Source organism: Rubrimonas cliftonensis, assembly GCF_900107585.1.
Lineage (GTDB): Bacteria > Pseudomonadota > Alphaproteobacteria > Rhodobacterales > Rhodobacteraceae > Rubrimonas > Rubrimonas cliftonensis.
Genome location: NZ_FNQM01000007.1, coordinates 166,021 through 179,432 on the forward strand (window position 1 = coordinate 166,021; position 13,412 = coordinate 179,432).

Consider the following 13,412-nt stretch of genomic DNA (forward strand, 5'->3'; position numbering starts at 1 on the left):
TTCGCTCCGGCGCGCTCAGGCGAGGTCGCGCTGGCGAAGCTCCGGCTCGAGAAAGCGCGCCGTCGCCTCGAAATGGCGCTCCACGAGATCGCAGGCGCGGTCGATGTCGCGGTCGAGCGCAGCTTCGGCGATGGCGGCGTGTTCGGCGGCGAGATTTCGGGAGACGCGCCGCAGATAGACCGAGGCGCGGCGATAGCGCTCGGCCTGCACGCTGAGCTGGGAGCGCACCCGCAGCAGCCACGATGAGCCGCAGGCCGAGACCGTCGCCTGATGGAACGCCACGTTCGCGCGCTCCCATGCGTCCATGGCGGCGTCGGCGTCCTCGCGCAGCGCCTCGTCCTGCCGCGCCAGGCGCCAGGCCGCGGCGACGAGCCCGGCCTCCCACTCGCCGTCGCCGTTGCGGATCGAGAGCCGCAGCGCCTCGCGCTCGATGGCGATGCGCGCGATGGTGAGGTCGGCGAACTCGTCCAGCCGCAGGGGCGTCACCGCGAAGCCGCGGTTGTCGCTCGCGAGCACGAGCCCCTCGGAGCTCAGCCGCTGCAACGCCTCGCGCAGCGGCGTCGCGCCGACGCCGTAGCTGCGCGACAGATGTTCGATCCTGAGACGCGATCCCGGCGCCAGCACCCCGCCGATGATGTCCCGCCGCAGCGCCTCGAACGCCGCGGCCGCGCGGGTCTCGCCCTCGCGCGTTGCGATGCTGCGGCGCGGCCCCGCCGACGCGCCGATCGCTTCCTGATTGTCGCCGCCTTGGCCCATGGCTCCCCATTGACCTCAAAGCGGAGAATTGACAAGCTGTTTCGGCCATGATCACCTATTTTATCGATGATCCATGCAAGAATCGAGATCATGGCGCGTTTTTCGACCCGACATGCAGCCTCAGCCCCGGCCCGCCCCGGCGCAGCGGACCGTTCGGACGCCGCCGGCGAGGGCGTACGGGCGGCATGAGCTATCCGGGCCGCGAGAAGACGTCATGGGGCGTGCGCCGCGTCGGCGGGCTGGACGATCTGCCCGGCGGCGGACAGGTCTGCCTCCACGGCCGTCACGCCTATGTCGGCCATATGCGGCCGCCCCACGGCACGAGCGTCATCGACGTCTCCGACCCCGCTGCGCCGCGCGTCGTGGCGCGGATCGCTCCGCCTTCGCCGGCCTCGCACACCCACAAGGTGCGCGTCGTGGGCGACCTGATGATCACCAACGTCGAGCAGGACGACCGCCACGCGCTGCGCCGCGCGGCCCGGATCGCGCCGGAGACCGCGGCGCTGACGGCCGAGTTCGGCCGCGCCCCGACCGAGGCCGAGATCGCGGCGCGCATCGGCGCGCCAGAGGAGAAGATGCCCCGCCTGCGGCGCTCGCTCGAAGAACCCTACGCCGAGGGCGGCTTCCGGGTTTGGAACGTCGCGAACCCCGCCGAACCGGCGCTGCTGACCCATGTGCGCACCCATGGCGTCGGCGTGCACCGCTTCGACATGGACGCGGCGTACGCGTACATCTCAACCGAAGCGGAGGGCTATCTCGGCAACATCCTCGTCGTCTACGACCTCGCCGACCCCGCCGCCCCGCGCGAGATCGGGCGCTACGCCGCGCCGGGACAGCACGCCGCGGCGGGCGAGGCAGCGGACTGGCCGGGCCTGACGCACCGGCTGCACCATGCGCTGCGAGTCGGGGACGAGCTTTGGGCGGCGTGGTGGCACGAGGGGTTCCGGGTGCTCGACGCGCGCGACCTCGGCGCGATCCGCGAGATCGGCCTGTGGCGGCGCCCGGCCGCCTTCCGCGAGCCGACCCACACCGTCCTGCCCCTGCCTTCGCGCGGCGACGGACGCCGCTTCGCCGTCGCCGTCGACGAGGAGCACGACCACCGCCACGGAACGCCCCATGCGCTGCTGTGGGTGCTCGACGTCACCGACCTCGCCCGCATCGAGCCGGCGGCCGCCTTCGACGTGAGCGAGCGCGACAGCCCCTACGCCCGCGCCGGCCTGCGCTTCGGGCCGCACCAGTTCGCCGAGCGCAGCTTGGGGCCGGTCCTGCCGGTAGCCTGGTTCGCCGGCGGCCTGCGGCTCGTGGACCTCTCCGACCCGTGCGAGCCGACCGAGGTCGGCCATTACATTCCCGCCCCGCGCGGCGGCGCCGCCGCGCCGCAGAGCAACGACGTCGACACCGACGACCGCGGCCTGATCTATCTTCTGGATCGGGTTCAGGGCCTCGACATACTGGAGCGCGCAGCATGAGGACGCGAAACCTCGCCGGTCTGACGGTCCCGGCGATCGGCCTCGGCTGCATGGGCATGTCGACGGCCTATGGCGAGCCCGACGACGCGGAGTCGACGGCCGCCATCCTGCGCGCGCTCGACCTCGGCGTGACGCATTTCGACAGCGCCGACGTTTACGGGAACGGCCATAACGAGACGCTGCTCGGCGCCGCGCTCAAGGGCCGTCGCGACGAGGCGACCATCGCGACGAAGGTCGGCAATCTCGGCCGCGCCGCCGCGCCGCGCACGGTCGACGGGCGGCCCGAGCACATCCTCGCCGCCTGCGACCGCAGCCTGTCGCGGCTCGGCGTCGAGACCATCGACCTCTACTACCTGCACCGCGTCGACCCCGAGACCGCCATCGAGGAGAGCGTCGGCGCGATGTCCCGCCTGGTGGAGGCCGGCAAGGTGCGCTTCGTCGGTCTGAGCGAGGCGGGCCCGGAGACGCTGCGCCGGGCCTGCGCCGTCCATCCCATCGCCGCCTTGCAGTCGGAGCTCTCGCTCTGGTCGCGCGACGTCGAGGCGGAGATCCTGCCGGCGTGCCGCGCGCTCGGCGTCGGCTTCGTCGCCTACGCGCCGCTCGGCCGGGGTTTCCTGACCGGGACGATCCCGGCGCTCGACACGCTGATCGAGAGCGACCGCCGCCGCGACCACCCGCGCTTCAGCGCCGACAACATCGCCCGCAACGCGCCGCTGGTCGAGGCGATCCGCACCGTCGCCGCGGCGCACGACGCCACGCCCGCCCAGGTGGCGATCGCCTGGGTGCTTTCGCGCGGCGAGCACGTCGCGACGATCCCCGGCGCCAAGCGGCGGCGCTGGCTGGAGGAGAACGCCGAGGCCGCGGCGCTGACGCTCTCGCCAGCCGAAATCGCGGCGCTCGAGGGCGCCTTTCCGCCCGGCGTCGCCGCCGGAACCCGCTACCCCGAAAAGCAGATGGCGTCGCTCGGCCTATGACGACGGCGCCACGCGCGGAGGACATGAACGACATGCTCGACGAGACCGATGAGAGGCGCTTTCCCGGCGAGGCGCACAGCGCGCGCAAGGGCGACGCTGAACTCTTCCTGTGGCGCAAGCGCGCGCCGGAGGGCTCGCCGAGGGGCGTCGCGCTGTTCGTGCACGGCTCCTCGATGGCCTCGCAGCCGACCTTCGACCTGGAGGTTCCGGGGCGACCGTGGTCCTCGGCGATGGACTATTTCGCCGCCGCCGGCTTCGACTGCTGGTGCGTGGACATGGAAGGCTACGGCCGCTCCGCCAAGAACCGCGGCGTGCGGGCGACGATCTCTGACGGCGCCGACGACCTCGAGGCCGCCGACGACGTCATCGCGCAGGTCTCCGGGCCGGCGCCTCTGCACGTCTACGGCATCTCCTCCGGCGCGCTGAGGGCAGCCGCCTTCGCCGAGCGCCGGCCCCACCGCGTCGCGCGGCTGGCGCTTGACGCCTATGTATGGACCGGTGCGGACAGCCCGACGCTGGCGGAGCGCGCCCGGAAGCTCGACTTCTTCCGCGCCAACGAGCGCCGGCCCATCGACCGCGCCTTCGTCCACTCGATCTTCAACCGCGACCATCCCGGCACCGCCGAGGACAGGGTGGTGGACGCCTTCGCCGACGCCATCCTCGCGCTCGACGACAGCATGCCCACCGGCACCTATGTCGACATGTGCTCGCGGCTTCCGGTGAACGACCCCGCCCGGCTCACCATGCCCACGCTGCTGATGCGCGGCCAGCATGACGGCATCGCCAGCATGGGCGACCTGCTCGATTTCTTCGCGCGGCTGCCGAACCCCGACAAGCAGTTCACCGTCATGCCCGGGATCGCCCACGCCTCGTTCCAGCAGAAGAACTATCGCCTCGTCTACGACGTGCTGCGCGAATTCTGGACCCGGTCGAAGCCCGTCTACGCCCAGAACGCCTGACGCCGACGCGCGCGGCCAGCGCGCGGTCACCAAAGAGAGGCCGCGGTCGCGCGGCCCGAAACAGGGAGAAACGCCATGACCCTCATCCGCCCCACCCGCCGCGGCTTCATCCAGGCCGCGGGCTTCGGCGCCGCCTCGGTCGCGCTCGGGGCGCCCGGCCTCGGCCGCGCCCAGAGCTACCCCGATCGACCGATCAACGTGACCATACCCACCGGCGAGGGCGGCGGCGCCGACCGCGACAGCCGCGTTTTCGCCAGCGTCTGGACGAAGTATCTCGGGGCCGATCTCGAATACGGCTACTATCCGGGCGCCGCCGGTCAGGTCGGCTACGAGTTCTACATGCAGCGGGATAAGGACGCCTACAACCTGATCTTCGCCAACCTCGGCCCGGAGGTGATCATGCTGGAGCTTCAGGACACCGGCATCGTGATCGGTGAGGACATCGTCTATATCCAGCAGATTTCGTCGGAGCCGATGGCGGTGTTCTCCTCCGGTCGCAGCCCGATCACCTCGCTGCAGCAGCTCGTCGACGAGGGCAAGAAGCGCCCTGTGACCGTCGCGGTCAGCCGCCTGCCGCACCCCGGCTCCATCGGGATGCTCGCGCTCGCCGAGGCCACGGGTGCGAATTTCGTGCTGGTGCCCTATGGCGGCGGCAACCCCTCGGCGATGGCGGCGATCACGATGGAGACCGACTGCTGCGTACTGCCGATGGCCAACCCCATCGCCCTGATCGATCAGGTCAACATCCTCGGCGTCTTCGCCGGCGCCAACCCCGCGCCCGCCGAGAGCAAGGGCGCGCCGACGGTCAACGGGGCGCTCGGCACGTCGATCCCGAACTTCGACAGTTCTCGCGCTTGGGGCATCCACAAGGAGGCCTACGACGCCTTCCCCGACCGCGTGGCGCATCTGAAGCAGATCATGAACGAGGCGGTGAACGACCCCGCCTACGCCGAGGCCGTGAAGGGCGCGGGCCTGCCCACGACCTTCATCGACGTCGGCGGCGAGGACGTCGCCATGGCGACCGCCGCGGCGACCAAGGAGCTCGCCGCCAAGTACAAGACGCTGCTCTCCGGCGCCTGACGCCGCCCGAACCGGCCGCCGCGACGGCGCGCGCGCCGTCGCGGCGCGGCGCAGGCATGGAGACGAGGCAATGACAGCGAAAACGCCGAAGCCGCGGGGCGCCTCCGTGGCCGATCTGATCCTGCCGGGTCTGGGGACGCTCTACGCGCTCTACTATGTCGCCTCGGTATGGGGCTTCCCGCCCGAGGCGCAGCGCAGCGGCCTGTTTCTCGCCGGGCTGTTCCTGACCCTGAGCGCGCTGCTGGTGGCGCGGTCGGCGCTGAAGGCCGTGCGCGAAGGCTGGCGGCCGGACTTCGAGGCGCTGCTGGGGCCGGAGGAGAACCGCCGCGGTCGCCTCGCCTTCCTGCTGCTGATCTTCGGCTATCTCGCCGTCGCGCCCTTCGGCGGCTTCACGCTCACGACCTTCGCGTTCCTGCTGCTGGGCGGGCTCGCGGTCGGGCTGCGGCCGTTCAGGCGCGCCCTCGCCTTCGCCGCCATCGGCGCGCTCGGCGGCTGGGCCTTCTTCATCGCGCTGCTCGGCACCCGCTTTCCGCAGGGACCGTTCGAGCGCCTCACCGAGCAGCTGGCCGCGACATGGAACTGAACGCCTCCGGGCTCTGGGAGCTCTTCCTCTACTCGATGTCGATGTGGTGGATCATGGTCCCCGCGATCATGATCGGCATCGTCATGGGGGCGATCCCCGGATTCGCCGCGCACAACACCATCATCATGCTGCTGCCGCTGACGCTGGCCTTCGACGTGGACGTGGCGCTGACCTTCATGGTCGCGCTCTACTGCGCGAGCCATCTCGGCGGCGGCATCCCGGCGATCCTGATGAACATCCCCGGCACCGGCGGCGCGGCGGCGACGACGCTCGACGGCTACCAGATGGCGAAGCAGGGCCGCGCGGCGAAGGCGCTGGCGCTCTCCTTCGTCGCCTCGGTCGGCGGCGGCCTGATCAGCTCGATCCTGACGCTGTTCCTGCTGCCCTATCTCGCGGAGGCCGGGTTCTACATCCGCTCCATCGAGATGATCGTCATCATGCTGTTCGGCCTGGCCCTCATCGCCGCCATCGCGGCGAAGGACATGCTGAAGGGGCTGATCGCCGGCGCGCTGGGCCTGATGCTGGGGGCCATGGGGGCCGACCACATCTACGCCACGCCGCGCGGCACCTTCGGGATGCTGGAGCTCTTCGACGGCGTGCCGCTGGTGCCGGCGCTGGTCGGCCTCTTCGCCATATCCGAGGCGCTGGTGATGATCGAGAGCCGCGGCGGCGCCGCCGAGACCGCGATGCGCGTCACCCCCACCTGGCGCGAGACCTTCGCCAACATCCGGAGCGCCTGCCGCCACTGGTGGCTGACGCTCTGGACCGGTGTTCTAGGCCTCGTGATCGGCGTCACGCCCGGCGCCGGCGCCTCCATCGCGGCCTTCGTCGCATACCAGCAGGCGCAGCTGTTCTCGCGCACGCCGGAGAAGTTCGGCTCGGGCTGCGAGGAGGGCGTGGTGGCGCCGGAGTCCGCCAACAACGGCGTCACCACCGGCACGCTGGTGCCGCTGCTGGCCATTGGCATTCCCGGCGGCAGCACCGCGGCGGTGATGATGATCGTGCTGCAATACCATGGCGTGCCGTTCGGCCCGCGCCTCTTCGCGACCGAGCCGCTGATGGCCTATGGCGTGATCATGTCGATGGTCGTCGCCTACATCCTGATGATCTTCACGGTGTTCCCGATGGCGCGCTACCTCTCCAGCGTCACCATCGTGCCGAGCTGCTACATGGGGCCGATCATCATCGCGTTCTCGCTGGTGGGCGCCTATGTGCCGCGCGGCTTCATGTTCGACCTCGGCGTGGCGGTCGCCTTCGGGCTGATCGGCTACATCGCCCGCAAGACCGGCTACCACGTCGCGGCGATCCTGATCGGGGTGATCCTCGGGCCGCTCCTGGAGAAGTCGTTCCTGCTGGTGATGCGGCTCTCAGGCGACGACATGGGCGCGATGTTCTCCTCGACCCTGGGCAACATCCTGTGGGGCGCGCTCGCACTGACCCTGCTCGGCCCGCCGCTGGCCGCGCGCCTGATGCGGGGGCGGGCGGCGGTGTAGGATCGAAGTCGCAAACGTCTCCCGCTCGGGCGAAATGCGCGGGAATCGGTCATTCGGGCCGTCGGCCTTCGACGGCCGAGAAGGCTCGCGTTCCGGCCCGTCGCCGATCGGTCGGCTCGACACGATAACTGGCCATTCGCGCGAGCTGGCGGGTGATGACAACCGAGCCGGCGCCGTGGCGGTCCTCGATGATCTCGATCAGGTCCCTGCGCTGCTAGTGAGCGAGCCTATCAGGCCCCGCGGCGTCGAGGATCAGAAGGTCGGTTCGCACCAGCTGTCGGAACAGCCGCGGGCAGCACCCGTCGCCATGGGCGAGCTCAAGCTCGGCGAAGAAAGTTGGACGTCAGGCCCACCCGTCCGCCACCGCGACTGGAATTCAAACCGAACGCCTGCCATAGTTAGCGACCGACGGCGCGATTTTCGGTCGTGGCCGTCCGGCGCCTGGTCAGTTAGTCTTGCAGCGACGAGAGACGTTGCCGACAGCAGGCGGTCTTGGACGGATCCGCAGTTGCGGCAACTGCGAAGGGAGTGCGGGAGGTGGATCCGACCGAGATCGCCGCCGGGATGGCCGGCCTCGGGACACTCAGCGAGGTCAGCCGCCGGCTGGCGGAGGTCGGGGCGGTCTGGGGCTTTCCGAACCACGCGATCGGCCCGTTGCCGACCGCGGACCGGCCCGTGGAGGACGCGCCGTTCATGGTCGAGAACTGGCCGGCGGAATGGGTGCGCACCTACTTCGCGGAGGGGTTCGGCGCGTTCGATCCGGTCCCGCGCGCCGCCGAGACGCTGACCGTTCCGATGACGATCGCCGAAATCCGTCAGGGAGCGGCCGGCTTCCGACCCGATCCGCGCGCCGAGCGCATCTTTGCGCTCTCGGACCGGCTGGGGATGACGTGCGGGCTGCTGATCCCGGTCTTCGGCCCGCAGAACTATCGCGCCATGGTGTGCTTCGCAGGGCCCGGACCCGACCCCGATCCGCCAACCATCGCGGCGCTGCGGCTCGTGGGGCTCTGCGCGCATGACCGCATCCGGGAGTTGAGCCGGGAGTTGCGGCGGCAGGCGATCGCGCTGTCGGCGCGCGAACGGGACATCGTCGTCGCCGCCGGTCAGGGACAATCCGACAGCGATATCGCGACCGCGTTGGGGATCACCGTGCGAACGGTCCGGTTCCACTTTGCGAGCATCCGGCGGAAGCTCGGCGCCGCAAACCGGGTTCAGGCCCTCGCCATGGCCGCCAATCTGGGTCTTCTCGGGAGATAGCGGGCCTCGATCGCGCCGGCTTTCCCACCTGACCTGTCACCTGTGACAGTAGACGCCCTGTCGCGGGAAAGCATCATCGGCGACCGTGATCCATGCCCTGGGTGGAAGGCCCTGAAGATCGTCGCGAAAGGATTGGCCCGTGGTGAAGCGCTCCCTCTCGATCTGCCTTGCCGTGCTGTTTGCCGCCGGGGCACATGCCGCCACCGTCAACAGGGTCGTGATCGGCGAGGGCGGGCTCGGCGCGGCGCCCTGTGGCGATCCGCCCCTGAAGATCGACACCTCGTCCGTAACGGGAGTCTCCGAAGAGTCCGGCACCGCCGGAGTCAATCTGTTCGGCACTTGCCAGGGCTTCGTCAAGGGTGTGGCCAACAACGGCTTCACCGCGGTGCGGGGTCTGATCGACGGAACCGGCCACGCCAACTCGGTCGTCACCGTCACCGCCAGCTCCAGGGTTGAGGTGACCATCATGGCGCCGCCGGGGCTGGCGACTCAACTCATCCCGGTGACCGTCAATCCCTACCTCAGCGGCTCCGTGTCCGCCGCTGGTCTTTCGGACCCCCTCTCGGTCGTCGGTGCGGGCGGTGTCGCCACATCCTTCGCCGAAATCGTGCTCGAGAACGCCGGAACCAGAAGCGCGAACTCGCGGAGGATCACGGCGGCGGCCTCCGCGAGCCAACGCAACGGCGGCATGGATGCGGATGGCGCAAACTACACGAGCGACCTGGGAGCCTCCCTGACGGTGCGCCCCTCGCAGCCGCTCTTCGTGACGTTCCTGCTCAACGGCGTCCTCCAACTTAACGCGTCTCCCAATTCGGCGAATGGGTACGGCGTCGTGTCGGTCGAGGCGGATCGGACCTTCTCCTTCGACCCGTTCGGCCCGGCGCTGATCCTGCCCGCGGGCTACAGCGCCTTCGCAGAAGGCGTGATCGTCGACAACCGCTGGATCGACCCGCGCGCTCCGGTCGCAGCGGTCCCGCTGCCCGCCACCTTGCCGCTGCTGGCGACGACGCTGGTCCTCGCGGGCGTTGCGCGCAGACGGCGGGCCGCCGGGATGGCGCGCCGCGGCTGATCGGGCGCGGCGCCTGCGCTGAGGGCGGCCTGTCGACGCGACCGACCATCTGGGAAAGGGCGGGCCATCGGCTCTCCGCGTGCGGCTGCAGCTGCACGCGGACCAAAAGACGGTGGGTGCCGATGGCATTCAGGTCGCAAGACCTGTACCGCTTGTGCCGGCGCAATCAACATGACAGGTCTTGAAGTACCCAACGCGCAATAGGCTCTTCAGTAGCAGAGAAAGCAAGACCGCAGTCTCGTTCCCTCCAGCGATTGCCCGCATTCGAAGGATAGGCCGACACAGCGCTCCATGCGACCAGAGACCGCTTCGTCCGCGATCCCGTCGTTGACGAGGGCGCGCGCGAACGGCAGCTTCCGCGTCAGTCGTCCACAGCCCGCGACTGGCTGAAAAGTGCGCAACCCGGCCATTGAGCTTGCGGCCTCGTTCCTCGCCGCGCGGCTCAATCGAAGACCTCGGCGGCCCTTACGCCCCAGATGTCGGCTTTCGGCGCCCAGCCTTCGACGCCGGAGGTCTCGACAAGGCACCAGTGCGGCTCGCAGGCGTCCAGACGCGCGGTCACGCCGGTCTCCAGCTTCGCGACGGGCGCGGCGGACCAGTCGGGACTGCGGCGCAGCACCGTCTCCGGCGCCGCGGTGACGACGGCGCTGCGCCAGTTGCGCAGCATGGCGTGGTGGATCCAGCCGGTGCTGTCGTCCTGGTCGCGGACCCGTCGCCAAAGGCCGTGCTCCGCTATCACCTCGAGCGGCGCGCCGCGACGGGTGAACACCCAGTCGATGCGGTGGGCGGTGGAGGGGCCGCGGCGCAGGTTGGCGCGGTCCACGGTCAGCGTGACGAAGCGCGGCAGCGGGAGGTTGGTCTCGGGGCCGAGGCGCGGCGCGGCCTCGCCCGCCGGTGGGCTGTCGGAAGGGGCGAGGGCCGCCGCCTCGGGCGCCGGCGCCGCGCTCTGGGCGAGGGCGGCGGGGGCCAGCCCGGGGGCCGGCAGGGGAGCGAGCAGGACGATCGCCGCGGCTGCGGCGAGGCGGCGGGCCGGGCGGGCGGTCGCGGTCAACTGGGTCGCTCCATGGCGCGGTCTCGTGACGGGCGTCGGTTGCAATCCCGAGCGCCGTAAGATTCTATCACGGGGCGTCGTCGGGAGGGAATGACATGCCGCATCGCAGGCTGAGCGTCGTCGTCACGCGGCGGTTGCCGGAGGTCGTCGAGACCCGGATGCGCGAGCTGTTCGACGTGACGCTCAACGAGAGCGACGCGCCGATGGACGCCGAGGCGCTGGCGCGAGTCGCCGCCTCCGCCGAGGTGCTCGTGCCGACCGTCACCGATCGCATCGATCAGGCCGTCGTCAAGCGCGGCAAGGAGGGCGGGCTCAAGCTGATCGCCAACTATGGCGCGGGCTTCGACCACATCGACGTCGCGACCGCGCGCGAGCAGGGGCTGATCGTCACCAACACCCCCGGCGTGCTCGCCGAAGACACCGCCGACATGACCATGGCGCTGATCCTCGCCATTCCGCGCCGGCTGGCCGAGGGCATGGCGCTGATCCAGTCGGGCAAGTGGGACGGCTGGGCGCCGACCGGCATGGTGGGGCGCAGGCTCGGCGGCAAGCGCCTCGGGATCGTCGGCATGGGCCATGTCGGGCAGGCGGTCGCGCGGCGCGCCGGCGGCTTCGGCCTGCAGGTCCACTACCACGACCGCCAGCGCCTGCGGCCCGAGACCGAGGAGGCGCTGGGCGCGACCTGGTGGGAGAGCCTCGACCAGATGCTCGCGCGCATGGACATCGTCACCGTCCACGTCCCGCACACGCCGGCGACCTTCCACCTGCTCTCGGCCCGGCGGTTGAAACTGATGAAGCCCTCAGCCTATCTCGTGAACACTGCACGCGGCGAGATCGTCGACGAGAACGCGCTGACGCGGATGCTGATGAAGCGCGAGCTGGCCGGCGCCGGGCTCGACGTGTTCGAGAAGGAGCCGGCGGTGAACCCGCGCCTGATGAACCTGCCCAACGTGGTGCTGCTGCCGCACATGGCGTCGGCCACCGAGGAGGGCCGGCGCGACATGGGCGAGAAGGTGATCCTCAACATCAAGACCTATGCGGACGGCCACCGCCCGCCGGACCAGGTGCTGCCGTCAATGCTGTGAGGGCGGCCGGAGCGAGGCCCCGCTGGGGGCGCGAGAAGGAAAGACCGACATGGACATGGGGATCAGGGGCCGCACCGCGATCGTGTGCGCCGGCTCGAAGGGGCTCGGGAAGGGCTGCGCGCTGGCGCTGGCGGGCGAGGGCGTGAACATCGTGCTCAACGCCCGCTCCGCCGGTCCGCTGGAGGAGACGGCGGCCGAGCTGCGCCGCCTCGGCGCGACGGTGACGACGGTGGCGGCGGACGTGACGACCGACGAAGGCCGCGCGGCGCTGATCGCGGCCTGCCCGAACCCCGACATCCTGGTGAACAACGCCGGCGGCCCGCCGCCCGGGCTCTGGAGCGACTGGGGCCGCGAAGCGTGGCAGGCGGCGCTGGAGATGTCGATGCTGGCGCCGATCTTCCTCACCACGGCGCTGCTGCCGGGGATGATGGAGCGCGGCTGGGGCCGGGTGGTCAACATCACCTCGCAGTCGGTGAAGGGGCCGATCCCGCAGCTCGGCCTGTCCAACGCGGCGCGGGCCGGGCTGACGGGCTTCGTCGCCGGCACGTCGCGGCAGGTGGCCGGAAAGGGCGTCACCATCAACAACCTCCTGCCCGGCAGCCACGCCACCGACCGCGCGACCGCTCTGGAGAAGGCCGTGGCGAGCCAGAAGGGCGTGAGCCTCGAGGAGGCCTCGGCGATCCGCAAGGCGTCGATCCCCGCCGGGCGCTACGGCACCATCGAGGAGTTCGGCGCCGCCTGCGCCTGGCTCTGCTCCGCCCATGCCGGCTTCGTCGTCGGCCAGAACATCCTGCTCGACGGCGGTCAGACCAACGTGACGCTCTGAGCCCGACGTGACGCCCTGAGCGCGCGAGGTTCGGGCGCGCGGCCCGCGGGGGGGGGGTAGGCGATGCGAGGCGGCAGCGCCGCCGCCCGCGCGGCGCGCGGCGCGCAGGACCGCATGCGCGCCGCGCGATGGCGCGAATGCGGGACGGCGCCGGCGGCCGGGGCTCGCCATCATGCGTCTCGGGCGCAGGGGGCGCCCTGCCGCAGAGAGGGCGCCGGTGACTGTGGGGTTTGCCGAGATGTGGGCGGCGCATCCGTCCAACGACACGCCTGCCGAGACGTCGCCGTGCCGACGCCGCGACGGGTCCAGCGCCTTCGCCAATCAGTGCTGCGTCCGCATGGGCGAGTGCCTGACGCGCTGCGGGATCGACATCTCCGGCTTCCGGGGCGCGTTCTGCTGGCACGGCCATGGCAAGCGCCACCCGCTCAAGGTGGAGCAATTCAAGAACGATCTGAACAGCGATGAGGCGCTTTTCGCCCCCTACTATGCCGAGAAGCATGTCAAGCCGCGGCGCGGCGCGCAGAAGACCCATCATCATTTCCTTGGCCGCCAGGGCATCGTGGTGTTCCGCAATTTCTATGGCGCCGGCGGGCAGGGCGACCATATCGACCTTTGGAACGGCGTCTCCAACGGCAAGAAGTTGGCGCAGGGCGGGCTGGACTACTTCGAGCGGTCGAAGGAGATCTGGTTCTGGAAGATCCCGTGAGGGCGCCGCGACTCTGTTGAGCAAATCACGGCTGGGCCGGATTTCCCCTTTCCCCGGACGGACTCATCCTATGGCTTCGGTGACGGGTATGCCGAGGGCGGTGA

At 70.6% G+C, this 13,412-nt stretch carries 13 protein-coding genes; 11 read left to right on the top strand and 2 right to left on the bottom strand.

The annotated features are described in order from the left end of the window. Window positions 1-15 precede the first annotated feature (15 nt). Window positions 16-756 (bottom strand): GntR family transcriptional regulator, encoded by a 741-nt coding sequence (locus BLW43_RS13175; protein WP_093254125.1) that lies wholly within the window; start codon window positions 754-756, stop codon window positions 16-18. Window positions 757-941: 185 nt separating this feature from the next. Between BLW43_RS13175 and BLW43_RS13180 the strand changes: the two genes are divergently transcribed. From BLW43_RS13180 to BLW43_RS13210, 8 genes are all read left to right on the top strand, one after another. Then, the gene (locus BLW43_RS13180; RefSeq protein ID WP_093254126.1) at window positions 942-2,225 is read left to right on the top strand and encodes an LVIVD repeat-containing protein; all 1,284 of its coding nucleotides are present in this window, start codon (window positions 942-944) and stop codon (window positions 2,223-2,225) included. After that, window positions 2,222-3,199 (top strand): aldo/keto reductase, encoded by a 978-nt coding sequence (locus BLW43_RS13185; RefSeq protein ID WP_093254128.1) that lies wholly within the window; start codon window positions 2,222-2,224, stop codon window positions 3,197-3,199. Before BLW43_RS13180 ends, BLW43_RS13185 begins: the two co-directional genes overlap by 4 nt. Before the next feature lie 23 nt (window positions 3,200-3,222). Beyond that, window positions 3,223-4,158, top strand: coding sequence for an alpha/beta hydrolase (locus BLW43_RS13190; RefSeq protein WP_217632176.1), 936 nt, complete (start codon window positions 3,223-3,225; stop codon window positions 4,156-4,158). 75 nt (window positions 4,159-4,233) lie between these two features. Then, the gene (locus BLW43_RS13195) at window positions 4,234-5,238 is read left to right on the top strand and encodes a Bug family tripartite tricarboxylate transporter substrate binding protein (protein WP_093254129.1); all 1,005 of its coding nucleotides are present in this window, start codon (window positions 4,234-4,236) and stop codon (window positions 5,236-5,238) included. Between the two features lie 70 nt (window positions 5,239-5,308). Next, entirely contained in the window at window positions 5,309-5,821 is a 513-nt protein-coding gene (locus BLW43_RS23570; protein WP_175478889.1) for a tripartite tricarboxylate transporter TctB family protein, read from the top strand. Then, window positions 5,812-7,314, top strand: coding sequence for a tripartite tricarboxylate transporter permease (locus tag BLW43_RS13200; RefSeq protein WP_175478890.1), 1,503 nt, complete (start codon window positions 5,812-5,814; stop codon window positions 7,312-7,314). Before BLW43_RS23570 ends, BLW43_RS13200 begins: the two co-directional genes overlap by 10 nt. Before the next feature lie 537 nt (window positions 7,315-7,851). After that, complete coding sequence (locus tag BLW43_RS13205; RefSeq protein WP_093254132.1) at window positions 7,852-8,571, top strand: helix-turn-helix transcriptional regulator; 720 nt, start codon at window positions 7,852-7,854, stop codon at window positions 8,569-8,571. Window positions 8,572-8,713: 142 nt separating this feature from the next. After that, window positions 8,714-9,640, top strand: coding sequence for a hypothetical protein (locus BLW43_RS13210; protein ID WP_139284053.1), 927 nt, complete (start codon window positions 8,714-8,716; stop codon window positions 9,638-9,640). 442 nt (window positions 9,641-10,082) lie between these two features. Here the strand turns inward: BLW43_RS13210 and BLW43_RS13215 are convergent, their stop codons facing one another. Beyond that, window positions 10,083-10,691 (bottom strand): SH3 domain-containing protein, encoded by a 609-nt coding sequence (locus BLW43_RS13215; RefSeq protein ID WP_139284054.1) that lies wholly within the window; start codon window positions 10,689-10,691, stop codon window positions 10,083-10,085. Between the two features lie 95 nt (window positions 10,692-10,786). Here BLW43_RS13215 and BLW43_RS13220 point away from each other — a divergent pair, with 95 nt between their 5' ends. From BLW43_RS13220 to BLW43_RS13230, 3 genes are all read left to right on the top strand, one after another. Further along, window positions 10,787-11,776, top strand: coding sequence for a 2-hydroxyacid dehydrogenase (locus BLW43_RS13220; protein ID WP_093254135.1), 990 nt, complete (start codon window positions 10,787-10,789; stop codon window positions 11,774-11,776). A gap of 49 nt (window positions 11,777-11,825) precedes the next feature. Beyond that, the gene (locus tag BLW43_RS13225; RefSeq protein ID WP_093254137.1) at window positions 11,826-12,602 is read left to right on the top strand and encodes an SDR family oxidoreductase; all 777 of its coding nucleotides are present in this window, start codon (window positions 11,826-11,828) and stop codon (window positions 12,600-12,602) included. A 217-nt stretch (window positions 12,603-12,819) separates the two neighbouring features. Next, a complete protein-coding gene (locus BLW43_RS13230) occupies window positions 12,820-13,308 on the top strand; it encodes a T6SS effector amidase Tae4 family protein (protein ID WP_175478891.1) in 489 nt (162 codons plus the stop codon). Window positions 13,309-13,412 lie beyond the last annotated feature (104 nt).